This is a genomic window from Sagittula sp. NFXS13, assembly GCF_040148795.1.
GTDB lineage: Bacteria > Pseudomonadota > Alphaproteobacteria > Rhodobacterales > Rhodobacteraceae > Sagittula > Sagittula marina.
Genome location: NZ_JAGEMH010000025.1, coordinates 1 through 20,824, shown reverse-complemented (window position 1 = coordinate 20,824; position 20,824 = coordinate 1). Strand labels below are relative to the sequence as shown.

The 20,824-nt window shown below is 59.0% G+C and carries 19 protein-coding genes; 9 read left to right on the top strand and 10 right to left on the bottom strand.

The features are described 5' to 3' along the window. Positions 1-199: 199 nt before the first annotated feature. The 5 genes from J4E08_RS23080 to J4E08_RS23060 form a co-directional block, all read right to left on the bottom strand. Complete coding sequence (locus tag J4E08_RS23080; protein WP_349540509.1) at positions 200-937, bottom strand: hypothetical protein; 738 nt, start codon at positions 935-937, stop codon at positions 200-202. A gap of 144 nt (positions 938-1,081) precedes the next feature. Next, the gene (locus J4E08_RS23075; protein ID WP_349540508.1) at positions 1,082-1,864 is read right to left on the bottom strand and encodes an amino acid ABC transporter ATP-binding protein; all 783 of its coding nucleotides are present in this window, start codon (positions 1,862-1,864) and stop codon (positions 1,082-1,084) included. A 15-nt stretch (positions 1,865-1,879) separates the two neighbouring features. Beyond that, positions 1,880-3,289: an amino acid ABC transporter permease gene (locus J4E08_RS23070; protein WP_183966394.1), complete on the bottom strand. Its 1,410-nt coding sequence runs from the start codon at positions 3,287-3,289 to the stop codon at positions 1,880-1,882. Positions 3,290-3,298: 9 nt separating this feature from the next. After that, positions 3,299-4,561 carry an amino acid ABC transporter permease gene (locus J4E08_RS23065; RefSeq protein ID WP_183966396.1) on the bottom strand — a complete coding sequence of 421 codons (1,263 nt, stop codon included), beginning with the start codon at positions 4,559-4,561 and terminating at the stop codon, positions 3,299-3,301. An 83-nt stretch (positions 4,562-4,644) separates the two neighbouring features. Then, positions 4,645-5,658: an amino acid ABC transporter substrate-binding protein gene (locus J4E08_RS23060; protein WP_349540507.1), complete on the bottom strand. Its 1,014-nt coding sequence runs from the start codon at positions 5,656-5,658 to the stop codon at positions 4,645-4,647. A gap of 485 nt (positions 5,659-6,143) precedes the next feature. Between J4E08_RS23060 and J4E08_RS23055 the strand changes: the two genes are divergently transcribed. From J4E08_RS23055 to acuI, 3 genes are read left to right on the top strand one after another with little or no spacing between them, the layout of a single operon-like run. Continuing rightward, the gene (locus tag J4E08_RS23055) at positions 6,144-6,767 is read left to right on the top strand and encodes an alpha/beta family hydrolase (RefSeq protein WP_349540506.1); all 624 of its coding nucleotides are present in this window, start codon (positions 6,144-6,146) and stop codon (positions 6,765-6,767) included. Positions 6,768-6,799: 32 nt separating this feature from the next. Beyond that, positions 6,800-7,432: an acrylate utilization transcriptional regulator AcuR gene (gene acuR, locus J4E08_RS23050; RefSeq protein ID WP_349540505.1), complete on the top strand. Its 633-nt coding sequence runs from the start codon at positions 6,800-6,802 to the stop codon at positions 7,430-7,432. A gap of 18 nt (positions 7,433-7,450) precedes the next feature. Then, positions 7,451-8,443 (top strand): acrylyl-CoA reductase (NADPH), encoded by a 993-nt coding sequence (gene acuI / locus J4E08_RS23045; protein WP_349540504.1) that lies wholly within the window; start codon positions 7,451-7,453, stop codon positions 8,441-8,443. A gap of 99 nt (positions 8,444-8,542) precedes the next feature. On the opposite strand, the gene doeA is transcribed toward acuI, so the two are convergent. Then, entirely contained in the window at positions 8,543-9,739 is a 1,197-nt protein-coding gene (gene doeA, locus J4E08_RS23040; RefSeq protein ID WP_349540503.1) for an ectoine hydrolase DoeA, read from the bottom strand. 790 nt (positions 9,740-10,529) lie between these two features. On the opposite strand from doeA, the gene J4E08_RS23035 reads away from it, so the two are divergent. Beyond that, positions 10,530-11,819 (top strand): PQQ-dependent sugar dehydrogenase, encoded by a 1,290-nt coding sequence (locus J4E08_RS23035; RefSeq protein WP_349540502.1) that lies wholly within the window; start codon positions 10,530-10,532, stop codon positions 11,817-11,819. An 81-nt stretch (positions 11,820-11,900) separates the two neighbouring features. Further along, a complete protein-coding gene (locus J4E08_RS23030) occupies positions 11,901-12,452 on the top strand; it encodes a YaeQ family protein (protein WP_349540501.1) in 552 nt (183 codons plus the stop codon). A gap of 381 nt (positions 12,453-12,833) precedes the next feature. Here the strand turns inward: J4E08_RS23030 and J4E08_RS23025 are convergent, their stop codons facing one another. The 4 genes from J4E08_RS23025 to J4E08_RS23010 all read right to left on the bottom strand — a co-directional run bounded on the left by J4E08_RS23025 (position 12,834) and on the right by J4E08_RS23010 (position 16,507). Further along, positions 12,834-13,139: a DUF2218 domain-containing protein gene (locus J4E08_RS23025; protein ID WP_349540500.1), complete on the bottom strand. Its 306-nt coding sequence runs from the start codon at positions 13,137-13,139 to the stop codon at positions 12,834-12,836. A gap of 484 nt (positions 13,140-13,623) precedes the next feature. Beyond that, entirely contained in the window at positions 13,624-15,276 is a 1,653-nt protein-coding gene (locus tag J4E08_RS23020) for a BCCT family transporter (protein WP_349540499.1), read from the bottom strand. A 74-nt stretch (positions 15,277-15,350) separates the two neighbouring features. Continuing rightward, entirely contained in the window at positions 15,351-15,845 is a 495-nt protein-coding gene (locus J4E08_RS23015; RefSeq protein WP_349540498.1) for a universal stress protein, read from the bottom strand. Between the two features lie 191 nt (positions 15,846-16,036). Next, on the bottom strand, positions 16,037-16,507 hold the full coding sequence (locus J4E08_RS23010; protein WP_183966417.1) for a MarR family winged helix-turn-helix transcriptional regulator: 471 nt from the start codon (positions 16,505-16,507) through the stop codon (positions 16,037-16,039). Positions 16,508-16,728: 221 nt separating this feature from the next. On the opposite strand from J4E08_RS23010, the gene ectA reads away from it, so the two are divergent. From ectA to J4E08_RS22990, 4 genes are read left to right on the top strand one after another with little or no spacing between them, the layout of a single operon-like run. Next, positions 16,729-17,262, top strand: coding sequence for a diaminobutyrate acetyltransferase (gene ectA / locus J4E08_RS23005; protein WP_183966418.1), 534 nt, complete (start codon positions 16,729-16,731; stop codon positions 17,260-17,262). A gap of 57 nt (positions 17,263-17,319) precedes the next feature. Next, a complete protein-coding gene (gene ectB / locus J4E08_RS23000; RefSeq protein ID WP_349540497.1) occupies positions 17,320-18,609 on the top strand; it encodes a diaminobutyrate--2-oxoglutarate transaminase in 1,290 nt (429 codons plus the stop codon). A 5-nt stretch (positions 18,610-18,614) separates the two neighbouring features. Beyond that, positions 18,615-19,016, top strand: coding sequence for an ectoine synthase (locus J4E08_RS22995; protein WP_183966420.1), 402 nt, complete (start codon positions 18,615-18,617; stop codon positions 19,014-19,016). Positions 19,017-19,019: 3 nt separating this feature from the next. After that, the gene (locus J4E08_RS22990; RefSeq protein ID WP_349540496.1) at positions 19,020-20,438 is read left to right on the top strand and encodes an aspartate kinase; all 1,419 of its coding nucleotides are present in this window, start codon (positions 19,020-19,022) and stop codon (positions 20,436-20,438) included. Positions 20,439-20,824 lie beyond the last annotated feature (386 nt).

The following is a 20,824-nucleotide window of genomic DNA, read 5'->3' as shown; positions in this document are numbered from 1 at the left end:
CTCAAAATTTCAGCGCGTGAGCGTTTGCGCTCACACGGGACACTAACGCCAAATTGGCGGAGAGGTTCCGAAAACGACCCTATTTTTCTGCAATGCGGCGTAAGATCCGAAGCTGGAGCGGATTTCTGTAGTTTTTGCCTAAATATGTGGCGGAATGAAAACTGGCGGACACGCGGCGTCAGACGATCACCGATGTGGGTCACGCATTCGCAATGTCACTGTCCGATTGCTCGGCAGAGGCAGAACGCAATCCGACGCCAGCCTGGCCCACCTGAGTGGAACTGGCCGTTGCATTCTGCGGAAACAGGAAGATGCCCAGGGAAATGAGCGCGAAGGCCAGTTCGTAGACCTCCCATTTGCGATCAACCGGGATCACGCCAATAATCACGGTCACAATGAAGGTCGCCAAGGCATGTTGCAGTCGCGGCACTGGCACCGCAAGCCATGTGCCCAGATTGCGAACCCACGCAGCCCGTGACCAGAGAAGCGGCAGCAGGATCAGATAGGTCAGGAGAACCACAGACAGAAGGTTGCCGAAAACGACCTCGTCCAGTTTCACACCGCCGACGACCATATTGTGCAGGGTCAATTCCTGTTGATCGTTGTGCTCCAGGAAGATGCCGGTCGTATCAATATCAAGGATCCGCTGACCCCAGGACACTTCCTCCCCCGCGGCAAAGATGAACAGTGCGCCGTACAGCACAGACAGAATGGAAAAGCGAAGGCCAACCAGTTTATGACCGGCAAAAGCGCGCCTGAACAGGGTGAGAGCACCAAAGACCAGGAAGATGGCCGTGCCGTATTCGACAATGCCGTCCTCTGCCGCGAAAGAGTCTTTGAACATGACTGGATCTGTCACGGCGATTACAATGGTGGCGGCCATCAGAGCGGCTACAAGTGCCATCAAGGCGGTGTTGATGCGGGGATGTGTTTTCATTTTCGGTGACTTAGCGAGGCTTTTCGCCAAAGCAAAATGTCACCTAACGTAAATCACAAATTTATGACGTCCGCATATGCATGCCTACGGCATGAAAACGCCCCCGCCCTAGTCGGCGGAGGCGCTTTAGTATCGTTATTCGGATCAGTGGCCGAGGATCTGGCTCAGGAAGAGCTTTGTACGCTCGGACTGTGGATTGTTGAAGAAGGCCTCCGGCTCGTTTTGTTCGACGATCTGGCCCTGGTCCATGAAAATGACCCGGTTCGCCACCTGCCGGGCAAAGCCCATTTCGTGCGTGACGCAGAGCATTGTCATGCCTTCCTCGGCCAGTTCGATCATGGTGTCGAGCACCTCCTTGATCATCTCCGGGTCGAGGGCCGATGTCGGTTCGTCGAACAGCATGACACGCGGTTTCATGCACAGCGAACGCGCGATGGCCACACGTTGCTGCTGACCGCCGGACAACTGGCCGGGGTATTTGTTCGCCTGATCGGGGATCTTCACCTTTTCGAGGTAATGCATCGCGGTTTCGACGGCTTCCTTTTTGGGCGTTTTACGCACCCAGATCGGTGCCAGCGTGCAGTTTTCCAAGATCGTAAGATGCGGGAACAGGTTGAAGTGCTGGAAGCACATGCCAACCTCGGAGCGCACCTTGTCGATGTTCTTGAGGTCGTTTGTCAGGCGCGTGCCGTCAACTTCGATGATCCCTTCCTGATGTTCCTCCAGCGCGTTGATGCAGCGGATCATCGTGGATTTGCCCGAGCCGGACGGACCACAGATGACGATACGCTCGCCGCTGTAGACGGTCAGGTTGATGTCACGCAAAACGTGGAAGGAGCCGAACCATTTGTTCAGGCCGGAGATTTCGATGGCTATCTCGTCAGAGACATTCATCGCGGTGCGGGGGGCGGTTGCCGTGTCGGTCATTGCAATAATCTCCTCTTACCGGTGCGACCGGTCGAGTTTGCGTTCCATGTGGACGGAGTAGCGGGACATGCCGAAGCAGAAGATCCAGTAGATCAGCGCGATCACGAGATAGCCTGTGTAGGCGGTTGAGGCGGTTGCCCATTCCGGGTCTTTCAGCGTCGCCAAGAGGATGCCCAGCAAGTCGAAGATCGAGATGATCAGAACAAGCGTGGTGTCTTTGAACAGGCCGATGAAGGTGTTCACGATGCCCGGAATGACTGTCGTCAGAGCCTGCGGCATGATGATCAGCCGCATCTGCTGCCAAAAGGACAGGCCAAGCGACATGCCGCCTTCGTACTGGCCCTTCGGGATCGCTTGCAGGCCGCCGCGGATGACTTCTGCCATATAGGCGGAGGCGAACAGCATCACGCCGATCATGGCGCGCAGCAGCTTGTTGAAGTCCACGCCGGGCGCGAGGAAGTAGGGCAGCATCGCGGAGGCGAAGAACAGCACCGAGATCAGCGGGATGCCCCGGACGACTTCGATGAAGATCACGGAGGAGTAGCGGATGATCGGTGCGTTGGAGCGTCGCCCCAGCGCCAGCAACATGCCAGCGGGCAGGGACACGACAATGCCGGCAATGGCGACCACCAGCGTGATGGTCAGCCCGCCCCATTTGTTGGTCTCCACCACTTCGGTGCCAAGCGCGAGGTCGAGGGTCATGGTCACCAGCGGAAGCACCGCAAAGATGCCGACCACGATCACGCCCATCAGCAAGGCGGGCGCAAAGGCCTGACCGACGTCACCGAATTTGCCGGAACTGGCCAGCCACCAGCCCGCAAAAAGCACCGCTGCCACGAGGGCCGGGAACCAGATGCCCGCAAAGATGTGGCCAAGGTCGCCGTCGTCTTCGACAGGCATGCCGTTGAGCATGACGTAGGCCAGAAGAGGATAGCCGAACAGCATGAAGGCCGCGACCTTGCCCTTGTGCGACGGGCCGAAGACCAGCCACCCGATGCCGGCGGCCAGCAGCGCAAACAGCACGTTGATGCGCCAGACCTGGTCGTCGGGATAAAAGCCGTACATGAACTGATACCACTTCGCCTGAACATAGGGCCAGCAGGCTCCGTTCGGGTTGGGCAGGCAGGCTTCACGCTTCAGGCCCTCGGGGTCCCCGAAGGTGGCCGAGAACACGGCGAAGTCCAGCATCGTCCAGATCATCCAGATCAGGGCATAGGCGGTGAAAACCGTGATGATGGTCATCAGGATCGACGCCACGGCCCTGGGGCCGGAGGAATAGTCCGCCATGGAGGCGAAGATGTTCTTCCACAGCCACGCTTTCACGCCAATCTCGGACGTCGGTGCCGGCAGGGTTGGCGCGTCGTCAGTGCGCACATAGGCGACTTCGTGATCGACGGCGGGATATTCTACAGGTCTGTCTACCATGTCTTTTCCTTACCGTTCGACCAGCGCAACGCGGTTGTTGAACCAGTTCATGAAAAACGATGTCACCAGCGAAATCACCAGATACACAAGGATCACGACGGCAATGATCTCGATTGCGGCACCGACCTGATTCAGCGTCGTGCCGGCAAAGACAGCCACGAGTTCCGGGTAGCCGATGGCCGCGGCCAGCGATGAGTTCTTGGTCAGGTTCAGGTATTGCGAGGTCAGAGGGGGCACGATCACGCGGAACGCCTGCGGCAGGATGACCTTGCGCATGGCGATGCCTGCAGGCAGGCCAAGTGCTGCGGCGGCTTCGGATTGTCCCTTGGGCACGGCCTGAATGCCGGCGCGCACGATTTCTGCGATGAAGGCGGCGGTGTAGCTGGCCAGCGCCAGCAGCAAGGCCATGAATTCCGGCGCGATGTAGCTGCCGATGCCCCGCTCGAACCCACGCCGCAGCATCGGGCCGTCTGACACGAAGTTCGGCCATTCGATCGTCATTGGACGCCCCATGATCAGATAGACGACAACGGTCAGGCCAATGATCAAACCGGCAGACACCAGAGCAACAGGGGAGGGCTGCCCGGTGGCGTCCTGACGTTTCTTGGCCCATTTCGCGTAACCGATGGACGCGGCGACAGCGATCAGGAACGTAATCAGCACAAGGCCGAAGCCGTCCTCGAGGATGGGGTAGGGGCCGTAGATGCCCTTGGCGTCGAATTGGAACAGACCGGGGATCAGCGTCGAATATGTGCCGCGCTCTGACGGGGCAACCAGACGCAAGACGGCGGTCCAGAAAAAGATCTGCAACAGCAGGGGGACGTTGCGCAACAGCTCGACATAGATGGTGGCAAAGCTGCGCAGAACAAAGTTCGGCGACAGACGGAAGATGCCAAGCAGAAACCCCCAGAGCGTCGCAATGATCACGCCGACAATGGACACGATCAGCGTATTGGCGATGCCCACCAGAAAGACGTCAAAGACAGTGTGTTCCCCTGCCTCGTAGCCGGTGATCCATGTCCCGAAGGTAGTCAGGATCTGAATATCGGAGGGCCTGTCAAAGAAGTCGAAGCCAAATTGCTTGTTCTGCGATGCAAGGTTGTCGGCGGCGTTTCCGATGGCCACCCAGATCAGCGCCAGAATGGCCAGCGCGAGAAGCGCCTGAAAAAAGAGGGATCGGGCTTTTGCGTCGAAAACCAGCGCTGCCAGACCGGTGCGCTCTTTCGACGACTTGCCTCCGGCGGGTGTGCCGCCTTCGCTCATCGAGCTCATGGATGTTTCCCCACTGTCGTATCGTTTGTTTTTATTATGTAGAAAGGGACGGGCGAACCCGTCCCTTTCCAAGGCCAAACTGATTAGCGGATCGGCGGAGCGTACATCAGGCCACCGTCGGTCCACAGCGAGTTCACGCCGCGGTCGAGACCGAGCGGAGTGTCCGGACCCACGTTGCGCTCGTAGATTTCACCGTAGTTGCCCACGGCTTCGATGGCGTTTTTCGCCCAGGAGGCGTCGAGACCCATGGGCGAGCCATAGTCGTTTTCACCCGCACCCAGCAGACGCTGAACGGAGGGGTTCTCGGAGGACATCATCTCTTCGGTGTTCTCGGAGGTGATGCCGAGCTCTTCGGCTTCGACGAGTGCGTTCAGCACCCAGCGGGAAATCTTTTCCCACTGTTCGTCATCGGCACGCACGGACGGGCCAAGCGGTTCCTTGGAGATGGTTTCCGGCAGCACCATGTGCGCGTCGGAATCCGCCAGCTTCAGACGCTCAGCGGCCACGCCCGACCGGTCTGTGGTGAAGACGTCGCAACGGCCTGCGCCGTAAGCTGCGACAACCTCGTCGGAGTTTTCCAGCGCGACCAGTTCGAATTCCATGTCGTGCTGCTTGAAATAGTCGGTGATGTTCAGCTCTGTGGTGGTGCCGGTGTTGGTGCAGATTGTTGCGCCATCCAGCTCGAGCGCGGATGTCACGCCCAGGTCCCGCGGGACCATCATGCCCTGACCGTCATAGTAAGACACACCAGTGAAGGAGATGCCCAGATCGGTGTCGCGGGTGATTGTCCATGTGGTGTTGCGCGACAGCACGTCGATCTCGCCGGAGGACAGCGCGGTGAAGCGGTCCTTGGCCGACAAGGATACATATTCGACAGCGTCGGCATCGCCCAGAACCGCGGCGGCGAGCGCCTTGCAGTAGTCTACGTCCAGTCCGGTCCAGTTGCCGTTGTCATCGGGTGTGGAAAAACCGGGCAGGCCCTGGCTCACACCACATTTGAGTTGTCCATTCGCTTTGACGTCGTCCAGCGTGGCGGCGCCTGCGGCTCCGGCCGCCAGTGTGACGGCTGCTGCGATCGGCAGAAGGGTGGATTTCATGGTTTGCTCCCTATTGATGCAATTTTGATGCTCAGAACGCCGGACGTATTCCACGTCACAGGGCCCTGCATCGTGCAGGGCCTTGGCGATTGTCGTCTTTGTTTGCGTTCGTCCCAGAGCATCTGATCAAATACTTGGCTAAAAAATACCGCGTGTAAATTCTTGCGTCGCGCTGATCGAGGTTACGTTGCGGTGGTCGGATGCCGGGTTTGGCGAATGTATGAACGGGATCAAGCGGTTACTTGTATATCGGCGCGACATTGAGGGTGCCAAATTTTTGTGCGAAACCGACAAGCTCATTGACTAACGGGTCAATGAAGCTGACCTGCCTGCAGGGTTGAAAGCCGGTTTTGACATGAATTTTGCGCAAATCGGCTGAAATCGCAGCGACTGCAAAGCGCGAATCCAGTGATTCTTCATGGGCTTGCGAACCGACCTGCGCACCGCGCACAGTGACCGGACATACGAGGAGGAGACGCGTCGGGATGTTTTTGTTTGACGGGCCACAGGCGGCACAGCTGACCGTTGTTCTGGCACACGGAGCGGGGGCTGCAATGGACAGCGGCTTCATGCAGGACATGGCAGCGGCTTTGGCCGGGCAGGGGCTGCGCGTGGCGCGGTTTGAATTCGGCTACATGGCGCAGCGTCGGGTTGGTGGCGCCAAGCGCCCGCCGCCGAAGGTCGACCTTCTCTGCGCAGAATATCGCGCGGCGGTGCGCTTGTTGGCGGCGGAGGGGCCGCTGGTGATCGGGGGGAAATCCATGGGCGGGCGCGTGGCAAGCATGGTGTCGGACGACCTCGGCGTGGCCGGGCTCTTGTGCCTTGGTTATCCTTTTCACCCCATTGGCAAACCTGAAAAACTGCGCGTGGCGCATCTGGCGACTTTGCAGACGCCGACTCTGATCTGCCAAGGCACCCGGGATCCCTTTGGCACGCGAGATGAGGTGGCGTCCTATCCACTTTCGGACCGCATCCTATTGGAATGGCTGGAGGATGGGGAGCATGACTTCAAGCCGCGCAAGCGTGTGACCGGCCAGACGCAGGCTGATCTGATCGCGCAGGCGGCACGCGCCGTGGCCTTATGGTCGGCTGAATTGCCGCCGGGTTGATTTATTAGACGGGTCGGTCTAAATAATGTGGCATGACCGAAGACACCGCCCCGGATCAGCCTGTCTCCCCCCGTCGCAGGGGACGTCCGCGCACCGCCCCGGACCAGTCCGAGACGCGGGCCAAGCTGATCCGCGCCGGATTGGCTCATCTCACCGAACGGGGCTACGGGGCCTCGGGCGTGGATGAGATCCTCAGTACAGCCGGGGTGCCCAAGGGCAGTTTTTACCATCATTTCGGGTCCAAGGAGGCTTTCGCATCTGAACTGATCACCGCTTATGACGCGTACTTTCTGACGGTGCTTGATCGGAACCTTGACGATACAAGGCGCGCGCCCATCGACCGTCTGCGCGCCTTCGCCAAGGATGCCGAAGCGGGCATGGCGCGACATGGTTTCCGTCGCGGATGCCTGATCGGCAACCTCGGCCAGGAGATGCCAAACCTGCCAGACAGCTTCCGCGCACGATTGAGTGCGGTCCTTGACGGGTGGCAGGATCGGACCGAAGCCTGTCTTGCCCAAGCCGACGTGAACGGCGACCCGAAGGCGCTTGCGCAGCTTTTCTGGACCGGGTGGGAGGGTGCCGTGCTGCGCGCCAGGATGGTGCAGGGGCCAGAGCCTCTGCACGCCTTCACCCAAAGTTACTTCAGCCTGATTTCAAAGACATAAACCCAGTGGGAGAATGACATGTTCGACGCAATCGTGATCGACAAATCCGACGACAAGCAAACCGTCAGCCTGACCCAGGCCGGCGCTGACCAGTTGCCAGAGGGCGATGTGACCGTTGATGTCGCGTGGTCCACGCTGAACTACAAGGACGCGCTCGCCATCACCGGCAGCGCGCCCGTGGTGCGTAAATTCCCGATGGTTCCGGGAATCGACTTTGCCGGCGTCGTCACCGATAGTCAGCATCCCGACTACACGCCCGGTGACAAGGTCATCCTCAACGGCTGGGGCGTCGGCGAAACACATTGGGGTGGCCTGGCGAAACAGGCACGGGTCAAGGGCGACTGGCTGGTGCCGCTGCCCGACGGCATTTCCATGCGTCAGGCGATGGAAATTGGCACAGCGGGCTATACCGCGATGCTCTGCGTGCAGGCGCTCGAAGCCAACGGCGTCACGCCGGACAGCGGTCTGATCGCTGTCACCGGCGCGGCGGGCGGTGTCGGGTCCGTGGCAACGGTTCTTCTGGCCAATCGCGGATATAAAGTGGCGGCCATCACGGGCCGGGCCTCCGAGGCGGACTACCTCAAGGGCCTTGGCGCCAGCGAGGTCATCGACCGCGAAGACCTGTCAGGCAAGGTGCGCCCGCTGAACAAGGAGCGCTTCGCGGGTGGCGTGGACGTGGCGGGCAGCACTGTTTTGGCCAATCTGCTGTCCATGATGCAGTACGGCGGCACGGTGGCGGCTTGCGGTCTGGCGGCAGGCATGGACCTTCCGAGCTCCGTTGCGCCCTTCATCCTGCGCGGTGTGACGCTTGCGGGTGTGGACAGCGTCATGTGCCCGGCCAAAAAACGCCGCGCCGCTTGGGACGCCTTGGCCAAAGAGCTCGACCTCTCCAAACTAGGCGGTCTCGCTGTTGAAGTGCCGCTCTCCGAGGTCATCGCCACGGCGCCGAAATTCCTCGACGGCCAGATCCGTGGTCGCGTGGTTGTGCCCGTCGCGCCCGAGCTTGGCTGACATGATAAGGGGCGCGGCGAAACCCGCTGCGCCCCTGTTTCTGTACTTCAAACATACACCGGGGTGCGCGAGGGGCTGGTCCCTCGCGACACTCTCATCCTACGATTTCACAAGCATCTTGCGCGGCAGGTCGCAAAATACCTCCGGGTCGCCATCGGTAATCGCAATGGATTCCGTGGTCTCGTATCCCCAGCTTTCCATCCACAAACCGGTCATGAAGTGAAACGTCATTCCCGGCTCCAGCTCCGTCATATCGCCGCGACGCAAAGACATGGTGCGTTCGCCCCAGTCCGGCGGGTAGCTCAGGCCGATTGAATAGCCACAGCGGTTGTCCTTGACGATCCCGCGCTTTTCCAACGAGTTGAAGAACGCATCCGCGATATGGTGACAGGTGTTCCCGGCGCGCGCGGCCTCCAGTCCGGCTTCCATCCCTTCGATCACAGCCTTTTCCGCATCCAGAATTTCCTGCGGGGGCTTTCCTAGAAAGATCGTTCTTGAGAGCGGGACGTGATAGCGCTGGTAACAGCCCGCGATCTCGAAGAATGTGCCTTCGTTGTTCTTCATGGGCAGATCGTCCCATGTCAGATGTGGCGCAGCGGCGTCCGGGCCCGATGGCAGCAGCGGCACGATGGCAGGGTAATCACCGCCATGACCATACCATTCGTCATAGCGCAGACCGGCATCGTAAATCTCGGCCACCAGGTCGCATTTGCGGACCCCAACGTCGACCTTGTCGGCAATACGGTGGTGCATCCGCTCGACGATGCGCGCCGCCTGCCGCATGTATTCCAGTTCCTTGTCGGACTTTACTGCACGTTCCCAGTTGATGAAGCCGGTGGCGTCCTGGAATTTCGCATTCGGCAACCCGTGTTGCAGCCGCTCATAGGCGCGGGCGGAGAACCAGTAATTGTCCATCTCGACGCCTATGGTGCCCTTGTCCCAGCCCATATCGGTGAGCTTTTCGCAAAGATATTCCATCGGGTGGCATTCGGTCGACTGCACATAGTGATCGGGGTAGCCGATGACGTTGTCGCGCGAGATCCAGACCGTGCGATATGCACCCTGCGCGTCCTGTGATCGCCCGAACCAGATCGGATCGCCGGTCGGGCCCACTACGACGCATTGATGCACATAAAAGGACCAGCCCCCGTATCCCGACACCCAGGACATGTTCGACGGGTCGGAGAGGATGAGCATGTCCAACCCCTGCTTTTCCATCTTCAGTCGGAGTTTGGACAGGCGTTTGCGGTATTCCTCGGTCGTGTAGCGCTCTGGCGTTCTCTGGAGCTTGTTCATGAAGGGCTTTCGGTCGGAGTGAAAATCCGATGCGGGCAATGTATGCCTGACACATCGAGCAACACTCTGGCCGGGGCGCCACGGCTGGGCAAGGGGTCAGATGCGTAAAGTGCACACGCACCGCGCTCGGTCCGGCGGTTTGCTCATTGAATGGCGTGGTTTTTTTCAACAGCCGCGGGCGATTTTTCCGTCGATGAGGAATGCTGTCTGATCTGGTTTCAGACGCTGTGGGCAGATGCCCGATTGATGAAAGGCGTTTTTGATTGCGGTGCGGAACGTGTGATCTGATGCGTTGCGTGTCTGACTGAGGCTGTGTCAACGATCAGTGTGCGAGGCCAGTTACGGATCTTGTACTTCGCAAGGAAGCTCCGGCTCATACACTGTTGCAATCCTTTTGGATCCGCACAGGGAATTCGTTGGCGTATTTGGCCAGCACTGCACATGAAGGGCGTGCAGACGATGGTCCAACAGCAGCGTGTCCCAAGGGCAAACACTCTCGCTGCTTCGGCCTCGGTCAGAGCCGGTGAGTTTGGCTCGGTGGGATTGGTCTTCAGCTGCCCTGACGTTGCACGCTTTCGGTAGGTGGCGGCCGTTTTCGGATTGAATCTCAAATCCGGTTTCAATTGCGCGAGCGACATTTATCTGTCCGCTCAATTTGAAGCATAAAGCCCGCATCCCCGTTGGCGGAACGTCAGGACTGCCATGCCGTGGCGTGGCTGTATGCTCCGAATGCTCTGTCGGACCGCTGTAACTTCCTTTAGCTTGAGGACAAACATCTCAGGGAGCAGATATGGACCTCATCGCCAAAGCAACAGCCATGGTTGGCGGCTCGATCGCCTTTGTCCGGCGTATGGGCGCGCCGTCGCATCAGGCATTCGGCGCGACGCCCGATATCCCCGAGGCCCGCAAGCAAGGCATCATGACGCTGAAAATGCCCGCCGCCGAGGGCTGGAAGGACGGCCATGTGCCGACCTGCGCGCCGGGTCTGAAAGTGAACGCCTTTGCCTCCGGTCTCGACCATCCCCGCTGGATCGAAGTCCTGCCCAACGGCGACGTGCTGGTGGCGGAATCAAAGGAACAGGCAGGCCCGCCGAAAACCCTGATGGACCACGCCGCACAGGCGACCATGCGGCGCGTCAAAGCCATCGGCAAAAGCGCCAACCGCGTGACCCTCTGGCGTGATGCGGATGGCGACGGTGTCGCCGAGGTCCGCAAGGTGTTCGTGGAAAACCAGAACCAGCCCTTTGGCATGGCGTTGGTGGGCGACCGGTTCTACCTTGGCAACACCGACGGCGTACGCGTGTTTGACTATGCTTCTGGCGACACGGCGCTGGCGGGCGAGGGCGAAAAACTGGTCGATTTCAAACCGCATGGCCATTGGACTCGCAGCCTGCTGGTCTCTCCGGACGGCAGCAAGATCTATGCCGGCGTCGGGTCGCTGACCAACATCGCCGATCAGGGGATGGAGGTTGAAGAAGGCCGCGCCGCCATTTGGGAACTGGACGTGGCAAGCGGTGCGGCACGCATCTTTGCTTCCGGTCTGCGCAATGCGGTGGGCATGGCGTGGGAACCCGTGACCGGCAAGCTGTGGACCGTGGTGAACGAACGCGACGGGCTGGGGGACGAAACTCCGCCGGATTATCTGACCTCGGTTGAGGAGGATGGTTTCTACGGCTGGCCGTATTGCTATTGGGGGCAAACGGTTGATGACCGCGTGCCGCAGGATGCCGCCATGGTCTCCCACGCTGTCACGCCGGATTTCGCGCTTGGTGGACACACCGCGTCGCTTGGTCTGTGCTGGATGCCCGACGGCACGTTGCCCGTTTTCGGCGCGGGCATGGTCATTGGCCAACATGGGTCGTGGAACCGATCGAAACTCAGTGGCTACAAGCTGATCTTTGTGCCGTTCGAGAACGGCAAACCCAGCGGCGCGTCGCGGGATATCCTGTCTGGTTTCTTGTCTGAGGATGAGAAGCTGGCTTATGGGCGGCCGGTTGGCGTGACGCTGGGCCCGGATGGGAAATCACTGCTGATGGCCGACGATGTGGGCGATATCATCTGGCGCGTCACCGCCGCCTGATTGAGCCTGCGCCCTTGCTATCCGGGCGATCATCACCGACAGACGGGGCTAGTCCCCGTCTTTTGGAGCTCAGGACAGATCATGGCGCAAAAAGCCACCATTTATAAGGTCGAACTGTCGGTCTCCGACATGGACCGTCACTACTACGAGACGCACAAGCTGACCGTGGCCAAACACCCGTCGGAGACGGATGAACGGCTGATGGTTCGCCTCGTGGCTTTTGCTTTGAATGCCCATGAACATCTGGAGATGGCCAAGGGCCTGTCCACCGATGACGAACCTGACATCTGGCAGAAAAGCCTGAGCGGCCAGCTGGATGTCTGGATTGCCTTGGGACTGCCCAGCGAAAAGGTCGTGCGTCAGTCCAGTGCCAAGGCAGGAAAGGTGGTCGTCTACGCTTATGGCGGCAAGACGGCTGACATCTGGTGGGACAAGATCAAGAACAGCACCACCCGGTTCGACAACCTTCAGGTGGTCAATCTTTCAGAGGTGGAAACCGACGCATTGTCAAAGCTGGCAGGCCGCACCATGAAGTTGCAAGTCAACATTCAGGACGGCGATGTGATGGTCAGCGTCGATGACAGCGTTGTCTACGTCAGCCCGGTGATGTGGAAGGCAGCCGTCTCGGGATAATAGTTCTCTTGAAACGTCCTGTTCAGAGGGGGCGCCGCCATGCGTGGGGCAGGTGCTGTGTCGCTTTACCCCTAGGTTTGATGTTCACGATCTGAATGTTGCCGTTTCGTTGGGCCAAGCCCCTCGCCGATATGATCGGGGCGCCATGTTGCCGAGGTGTACCCACTTGCTGTTTGGCAGGGTTCGCCTGCGCAGCGCCTGGTACCCGCAGCCAATCCGGCCGGCGGATGCTGTCGCTTGACCTCGGACGGCTGCCGGGCGGGGTTGGCGGCAGAGTCGAGCGTTCCATTCGTCTGTGAGGTCGCCGGACATTGAGATGTGGACTACCGGTTCCAGGAGCCGCACCACCTGACGTTTCGGTCCCGATGCGCTGGCATTGCGTCACTCAGGAAGCGGGCCTTGCCAATCCATCGCCTTGAAACCTTCGCGGAAGGCGAAGCGTTCGAGGTGCTTGTCGATGATGTGGCGTGCTTTTGAAAGACCTTCGGGGTCGGCGGCAGAGATCACGGCTTCCAGTTGAACATCGGTCGCACGCAGCTGCGCCGGACCCATCAAAAGTGAAATTGTGCCAGCCGTTTCATCGTATTGTACCTCTGTCTTGTGGCCGAAGTGCTTGCACAGCTGCTGCAGGTAGCGGCTGGCATGTGTTGTCGAAAACGTGCCGGTGTCGTGTAATTGAGAATGCATCACGCGTGTTCCTGATCTTTTTACATGGATAAAGTTGATGTAATTAGTCGGGATTGTCTAGACCTAAGGGGCCTCGCGCCGAGGGCGCCCTTTGTGGAGGGGGGCGTAGATGCGCGTCATTGATACGGGCACTACGGTCAATAAGTCTTCCAACGCTCAGATGGGGATCAATACCCAAGGGCGACGGCGGGTCAATCCGCGCAAATGGTCTACATAGAGGTAATGGAGTTGTGCGGCAGGGCCAGGTCGTTGACGGGCGCTGACCGAAGCCTTGAGCCGCGCTGCGGACAATTGGTGAAACAAACGGCTGTGGCCAAAACGGTACCGCTGCTCGGGTGGAGCGGGGGAGGGGGCCTGCTTGGCGCGGCGGACCTTTTTACAGGTGATCTTGATCGGGAGGGATCTGAGGCGCAGCTGGTTGGTGTCGCAATAAAAGCCCGGACGCGAGCCCGGGCTTTTTGTTTTCAATGGGATGCTTGCGCAATCAGGTGTGTTTGCGCTCGTTCACAAGGCCGCGCCAGACCGCGACACACATGACGAGCAAGACAACCGTGAATGGCAGGCCGGTGGAAATCACCATGGACTGCAACGACTGCAAGCCGCCCGCAGACAACAGAAGCACGATGGCCACCGCGCCTTCGAAGATGCACCAGAACGCACGCTGGGGCACAGGGGCGTCAACCTTGCCACCCGCCGTGATGGTGTCGATGACCAGAGACCCGGAGTCCGAGGAGGTCACGAAGAACACGATCACGAGCACGATGCCGATCAACGACGTGATGGACGTCAACGGCAGAACATCAAGCATCTTGAACAGTTTCAGTTCAAGCGATGCTTCCTGTGCAGCGGTGTAGCCGTCGTTGATAACCTGATGCAGAGCGGTGCCGCCAAAGACAGACATCCACAACACGCAAACCATCGACGGGATCAGCAGAACGCAGACGATGAACTCGCGGACGGTGCGGCCACGGGAGACCCGTGCGATGAACATGCCCACGAAAGGGGACCAGGAAATCCACCACGCCCAGTAGAACGATGTCCAGCCTTGAACGAAGTTGGTGTCTTCGCGGCCAATCGGGTTCGCAAGTGCCGGCAGGTATTGCAGATACGCCAACAAGCTGTCGGCGAAGAATGTCAGCAGGTAGACCGTGGGGCCGACCAGCAGGACAAAGAGCAGCAGGACAAAGGCAAGGCCCATGTTGATCTCGGACAGGATCTTTACACCGCCGTCGAGACCGCGCAGGACCGATACCAAGGCGATGGCCGTGATGGCAGAGATCAGGATGACCTCGGTCGTTGCATTCACCGGAATACCGAACAGCTCGTTGAGACCTGCGTTGGCCTGTGTCGCGCCAAGACCAAGCGAAGTAGCCAGACCGAAGAGCGTCGCGAACACCGCAAGGATGTCGATGACGTGGCCAGGCCAGCCCCAAACCCGTTCACCCAAAAGTGGATAAAAGGCAGAGCGGAACGTCAGCGGAAGGCCTTTGTTGTAGGAAAACAGGGACAGCGACAGCGCAACCACAGCATAGATCGCCCAAGGGTGCAGGCCCCAGTGGAAGATTGTTGCTGCCATACCAAGGCGCGCGGCCTCGGCTTCATCTCCTGCGGCCCCCCCAAGCGGAGCCCAGTCGGTGCGCACGCCGTCTTCGCCCATGGTGACACCGCCCAATGACGAGGAAAAGTGGCTCATGGGTTCCGAAACGCCGTAGAACATCAAGCCGATGCCCATGCCAGCTGCGAACAACATCGCAAACCAACCGACGTAGGTGTAGTCCGGGGTGGCAGATGTACCGCCGAGCCGGACGTTGCCCAACGGCGTCACGATCAGTGCCAGGCAAAACAAAACAAAGATGTTTGCCGCACCGATAAAGAACCAGTCAAAGCCCTGCGTTACCGAGCTGAACAGCCAGGTGAAGACCGAGCCAGCCTGTTCCGGCAAAGCCAGCGTGTAAAACACAAAAGCCACGATCGCCAGGCCGGAGATGCCAAAGACCGGGTTGTGAATGTCAAAGCCGAACGGGCCTACAGACCCTTCGAAGTTGTCCTGACCGATTTCGTATTCCGTATCGATGATATGAGACGCGCCGTCCGGGGTCGGTATCCCGTCGGCTATCTCGGAGTTCTCGTCCGTCATATGTCCTCTCTTTCCTTTTATTGTCCTGTTCGCAGGATTTCTGTTGCGGGGCGGTGCGCCCCGGTTCGTGCGCTTTAGCTGCGCACGAGAAAGACGGATGCGTCTGCGTGAGCCGCAATCGATGCGCCGTGGCCTGACCAGATGTAGTCGGTCGCGTTCGGCGCATGTGTTTGCATGACCACCAGATCGGCGCCGATGTCTTTCAGCGCTTCGAGCAGTTTCTTGTCCGTATCCACGGCAGGATCCGGTGCGGTCAGGGCTTTCGCCGACGTGGCAAAGCCTTTCTGTCCTTGTGCCGTGGCGAATTCGGCCAGTTTGGTGGCATATTCTTCGGGGCTGTGGGCGGCCGCGGTGGGCGTGGTTGCGGTGACCCCGACGTAACAGACTTCGGCACCGTGGCTCATCGCCAGATCGGCAACGATCTGCAGCGTATTGTTAAGTTTGTCCGCGTGGGTCAGGTCGACGGGTACGACGATCTTTTGAAACATATTCCCTCCTGTTTTACGTTTTTCGTTGACGCAAGGAGGCTTCCCCACCCCTGCATGGCTATTACGTAGGGTCGGATCCATGCTCGCTTGTACGCAAGCGCCGCTTTGGGGGTCAGTCTCGCCCCTTTTGGGGTGGCGATCTGACGTGATCGACCCTTTGAGGCAAGGTGAACCCTTAAACCTTGTTAAGCAAGGTTAACAGCGGATGGACAGCGCCACATGTTGTGCGCGTCACACATCCGCTACGCCGCGAGCAGCGCGGCGAGGTGCAGCTAATGCTTGATATCCCCGGTGTCCAGCACTGGGGAGGCGTCAAGATCCTCGGCGTCCATCATGCTGGCCACACGTTCGAGCATGGCCTGCAGCATTGTCTGCTCCCAGTCTTCCATCGCAGCGAACTTGCGTACAAAGCGCTGTTGCAAGGGATCTGGCGCATTTTCGAGCGTGTCGCGTCCTTGTTCGGTTATGCAAATGTCGGTCTGACGGCGATCCGTCTCCGATTTTTCGCGCGTGACCATGTTTTCGCGCACCAGCTTGTCGACCAGCGATGTCACGGTCGCCTGGCTGACCCGCATCCGTGTGCTGACTTCCTTTGCCGTGGCGTATCCTTTTTCGCCAATGATTTGCAGGGCGCGGAACTGTACGGCCGTGATACCGGCGATCTGTTTCAGGTCGCGACCGTAAAGCTCCGTCGCGCGGATGATGCGGCGTAGGGCAATGAGGCTGTTGTCGACCCGATCCATAGTGACCTCTTTAACACGATGGTGAAGCACTACCGGGGCCTCAAGCTGGCTGCAAGGTGGTTTTACTTTGAGTGACAAAGTGGGCTATCTCCCGTTTCGATTGATTTATCTAAGCAAATATGGGTGTTTTTACGCAAATGTCCATTTTTTTACTTAGACACTTGAAATAACCGTCCGATCAGATACTTTGTCTATCGAAGGAAGCAATACGAGAGAGACTCATGCAACATCCACGCGATCTGGCGCGAGCCAAAATCCCGACACTGCGCATCCCGAACGCAGAGGATGGGACTGCCATCTGGGATCTTGTCAGCGCCTGCAAGCCGCTGGACGAGAACTCGATCTACTGTAACCTGCTGCAATGCGACCACTTCGCCGACACATGTGTCGTTGCTGAATTGGACGGCGAAGTGGTGGGCTGGGTTTCCGGCTATGTAAAGCCGAGCGAGCCGCACACGCTTTTTGTCTGGCAGGTGGCTGTCAGTGAAAAGGCGCGGGGCCTTGGCCTTGGCGTCCTTATGATGCGTGAGATCCTTGGACGTGACGTCTGCGATGGCGTCGATACTCTCCAGACAACCATCACCAGCGATAATGCTGCGTCATGGGGTCTGTTCCGAAAGTTCGCTCGCACCATGGGCGGTGATCTGAGCTACAAGCCGCACTTCAAGAAGGCAGAGCACTTCGACGGTCAGGCCAGCACCGAGAACATGGTGACCATCGAATTCGACGAAGAAAAAATGGAGCGCGCCGCCTGATTGGCGCCCCGCTTTCTTCAGTCTCAATCCTTATTTTTTCATAGAAAGGAGCTGTCCATGACTGCTTCCAATTCTTCTGTGCATCCTGTTTTTGAACGCCGTGAATCCGAGGCGCGCAGCTACTGCCGCAACTTCGACACGACATTTACCTCGGCTTCCGGGTCGGAAATGACTGACAGCACCGGTAAAACCTATATCGATTTTCTGGCAGGCTGTTCGTCGCTGAACTACGGTCACAACGACCCTGACATGAAGACGGCATTGATCGAGCACATATCGAACGACGGCATTGCGCATGGCCTGGACATGTACACCGATACCAAGGCGGCGTTTCTCGAAACTTTTGAGGAAAAGATCCTCAAGCCGCGCGGCATGGACCACAAGGTCATGATGGTCGGCCCGACCGGCACAAACGCGGTTGAGGCGGCCATGAAGCTGGCGCGCAAAGTGACCGGACGGTCAAATGTGATCGCCTTCACCAACGGGTTCCATGGCATGACCATGGGCGCGTTGGCAGCGACCGGTAACGCGGGCAAACGTGGTGGCGCGGGCATGGATTTGCATGGCGTGACCCGGATGCCATTCGAAGGCGCTTTTGGTGACAACATAGACACGCTGTCCTTGATCGAGCAGATGCTGGACAATCCGAGCTCCGGTGTCGATGCGCCTGCGGCTTTCCTTCTGGAGCCGGTGCAGGGCGAGGGCGGTCTGAACGCCGCGTCCAAGGAGTGGCTCGAAGGCATCGGTCGTCTGGCGAAAAAGCACGGCGCGCTGCTGATTCTGGACGATATCCAAGCTGGTATCGGTCGCTGCGGCACGTTCTTTTCTTTCGAGGAAATGGACGTTCAGCCTGATCTTATCCCGCTGGCCAAGTCGCTGTCCGGAATGGGGCTGCCCTTCGCCGCGCTGCTGATCCGTCCGCAGTACGACATCTGGAAGCCTGCGGAGCACAACGGCACCTTCCGTGGCAACAACCACGCCTTTGTTACGGCGCGCGTTGCCATCGAAAAATTCTGGTCAGACGATCAATTCCAGAAAGACATCGCTCGCCGTGGCGAGATTGTGAAAGCCGGTCTGCAACAGATCGCCGACATGGTGCCAAGCGCCACTCTGAAGGGTCGCGGCATGATGCGCGGTGTGGATGTGGGATCGGGCGATGTGGCCGGTGCGATCTGCGCGCGCGCTTTCGAAAAAGGTCTTATCATCGAGACCTCCGGCGCAGAGGACGAGGTCGTCAAGATCTTGGCCCCGCTGACGACACCTGACGATGTGCTGCAAAAGGGCATCGACATCCTGACGTCCGCAGCCGCCGAAACCCTTGAAACAACCAAAATTGCAGCGGAGTAATCCCCATGATTGTTCGTGACTTTAACGAAATCGCAAAATCCGAACCCACCCGTGTCGTCTCGGACGCCAAGTGGACATCTGTCCGCATGCTGCTGGCCGACGACAAGATGGGTTTCTCCTTCCACATCACCTTCCTTGAAGCCGGGTCGGAGCACACGTTCCATTACAAGAACCACTTCGAGAGCGTTTACTGCATGCAGGGCAGCGGCTCGATCACGGATCTTGCCACCAATGAAACGCATGAGATCAAGCCTGGCGTGATGTATGCTTTGAATGAGCATGACAAGCACATCCTGCGCGCAGATGAAGAGCTGGTTATGGCCTGCTGCTTCAACCCACCTGTTACTGGCAAAGAAGTGCACCAGGCCGACGGCTCCTACGCCGCTCCCGACCTGGAGGATGCGTAAGCCATGGCCCATACGGTCGAGAAAATCGGCGGGACGTCCATGTCCCGCCTGAACGAACTGCGTGACACGCTTTTCATCAAAAACGGTGAACCGCAGTATGGGCGCGTCTTTGTTGTGTCGGCGTTTGCCGGAATTACCAACGCGCTGCTTGAACACAAGAAGACTGGCAAGCCCGGCATCTACGCCAACTTTGCCGACGGCAATGGCGAGGACAGCTGGAACGACGCGCTGGACCAGACCCGCGCCGCGATGATCGAGGCGCACAGCGAGATCCTTGATGATGCCCAGGACGTCGCCGATGCGACCGATTTCGTGAACGAAAGAATTGAAGGCGCCCGCAATTGCCTGATCGACTTGCAGCGCCTGTGTTCCTACGGGCACTTCAGGTTGAACACGCATCTGCTGCAGATTCGTGAGTTGCTCTCCGGATTGGGCGAGGCGCACTCGGCGCTGGTGACCGTGCTGCTGTTGCGGCGGGCTGGTGTCAACGCGCGTCTTGTTGACCTGACCGGCTGGCGTGACGAAGACGAAGTCACGTTGGAGCAGCGGATCATGTCCGCCCTTGAAGACGTCAACATGTCTGATGAGCTGGCCATTGTGACGGGCTATGCGCAATGCTCTGAGGGGCTGATGCGTGAATTCGACCGCGGCTACTCCGAAGTGACCTTTTCCAAGCTGGCCGCTTTGACGGGCGCCCGCGAGGCGGTCATCCACAAGGAATTCCACCTGTCGTCCGCCGACCCGAAACTGGTTGGTGCCGACAAGGTGCGCAAGCTCGGCCGGACAAACTACGACGTTGCCGACCAGATGGCGAACCTTGGGATGGAGGCCATCCACCCCTCGGCGGCGAAAACCCTTCGCCAGGCTGGCGTGCCTTTGCGTGTGGCCAATGCCTTTGAGCCGGAAGATCCGGGTACATTGATCGACGACCAACCTGCGGACACCGCGGCGGTAGAGATTGTGACCGGCTTGGAGGTTCTTGCGCTGGAAGTGTTCGAACAGGATATGGTTGGGGTGAAAGGCTATGATGCCGCGATCCTCGATGCACTGACGCGCCATGGTGTGCGCATCGTGTCCAAGGTGTCGAATGCAAATACGATCACGCACTATGTAGATGCTTCCATGCCGGATGTGCGCCGTGTTGAAAAAGACCTGATGCGCATCTATCCGCAGTCGGAAATCAGCATCCGTGAAGTGTCTATCGTGTCTGCTGTTGGTCGCGACTTGCTGGGTCTCTCTGTCCTGACCCGCGGTTTGCTGGCACTCGACGAAGCTGGTTTGGCCTCGCTGGGCGCGTCCCAAGGACCGCGCAACGTGGATGTCCAGTATATCATGCCTCGTGGCGACATGGGCGCGGCGATCAAGGCACTGCACGACAAGTTGGTCACTCAAGACGGGCAAGCCTTTCCGCTCGCCGCCTGAAAGGCCGGATGGCCGTGACCTGACTTATACTGATCGGTTGAAGCGGCGCTGCCTTCGGGTGGCGCCGCTTGCGTTTGTGGGGCAGGGGGCTTTGTAGGCTTTTCGCAGAAGTGCTGCGAAGCTGGGCGTGGGTTGTGTGCGAGGTGTTTGGCCCTGTTTAGTTGGGGATTTTGCTGCAAAGGTCGCTCTTATCGAGGGACGCATTTTTTCAAACTGCGGTTTGGTTCCGTGTGAATTTGGATTTTTGGTGAGAAAATTGAAAAAAGGGGTTGCGAGTCGTTTGGTGTAACCGTAAAAGCCCCTTCACCGGCGGCGCTGAGGCGCTGCGGGTCGGACCGGACGGAGCGGACGAGGCGCTGAGAGGCGACACTGAAGCGAAGCGAGGT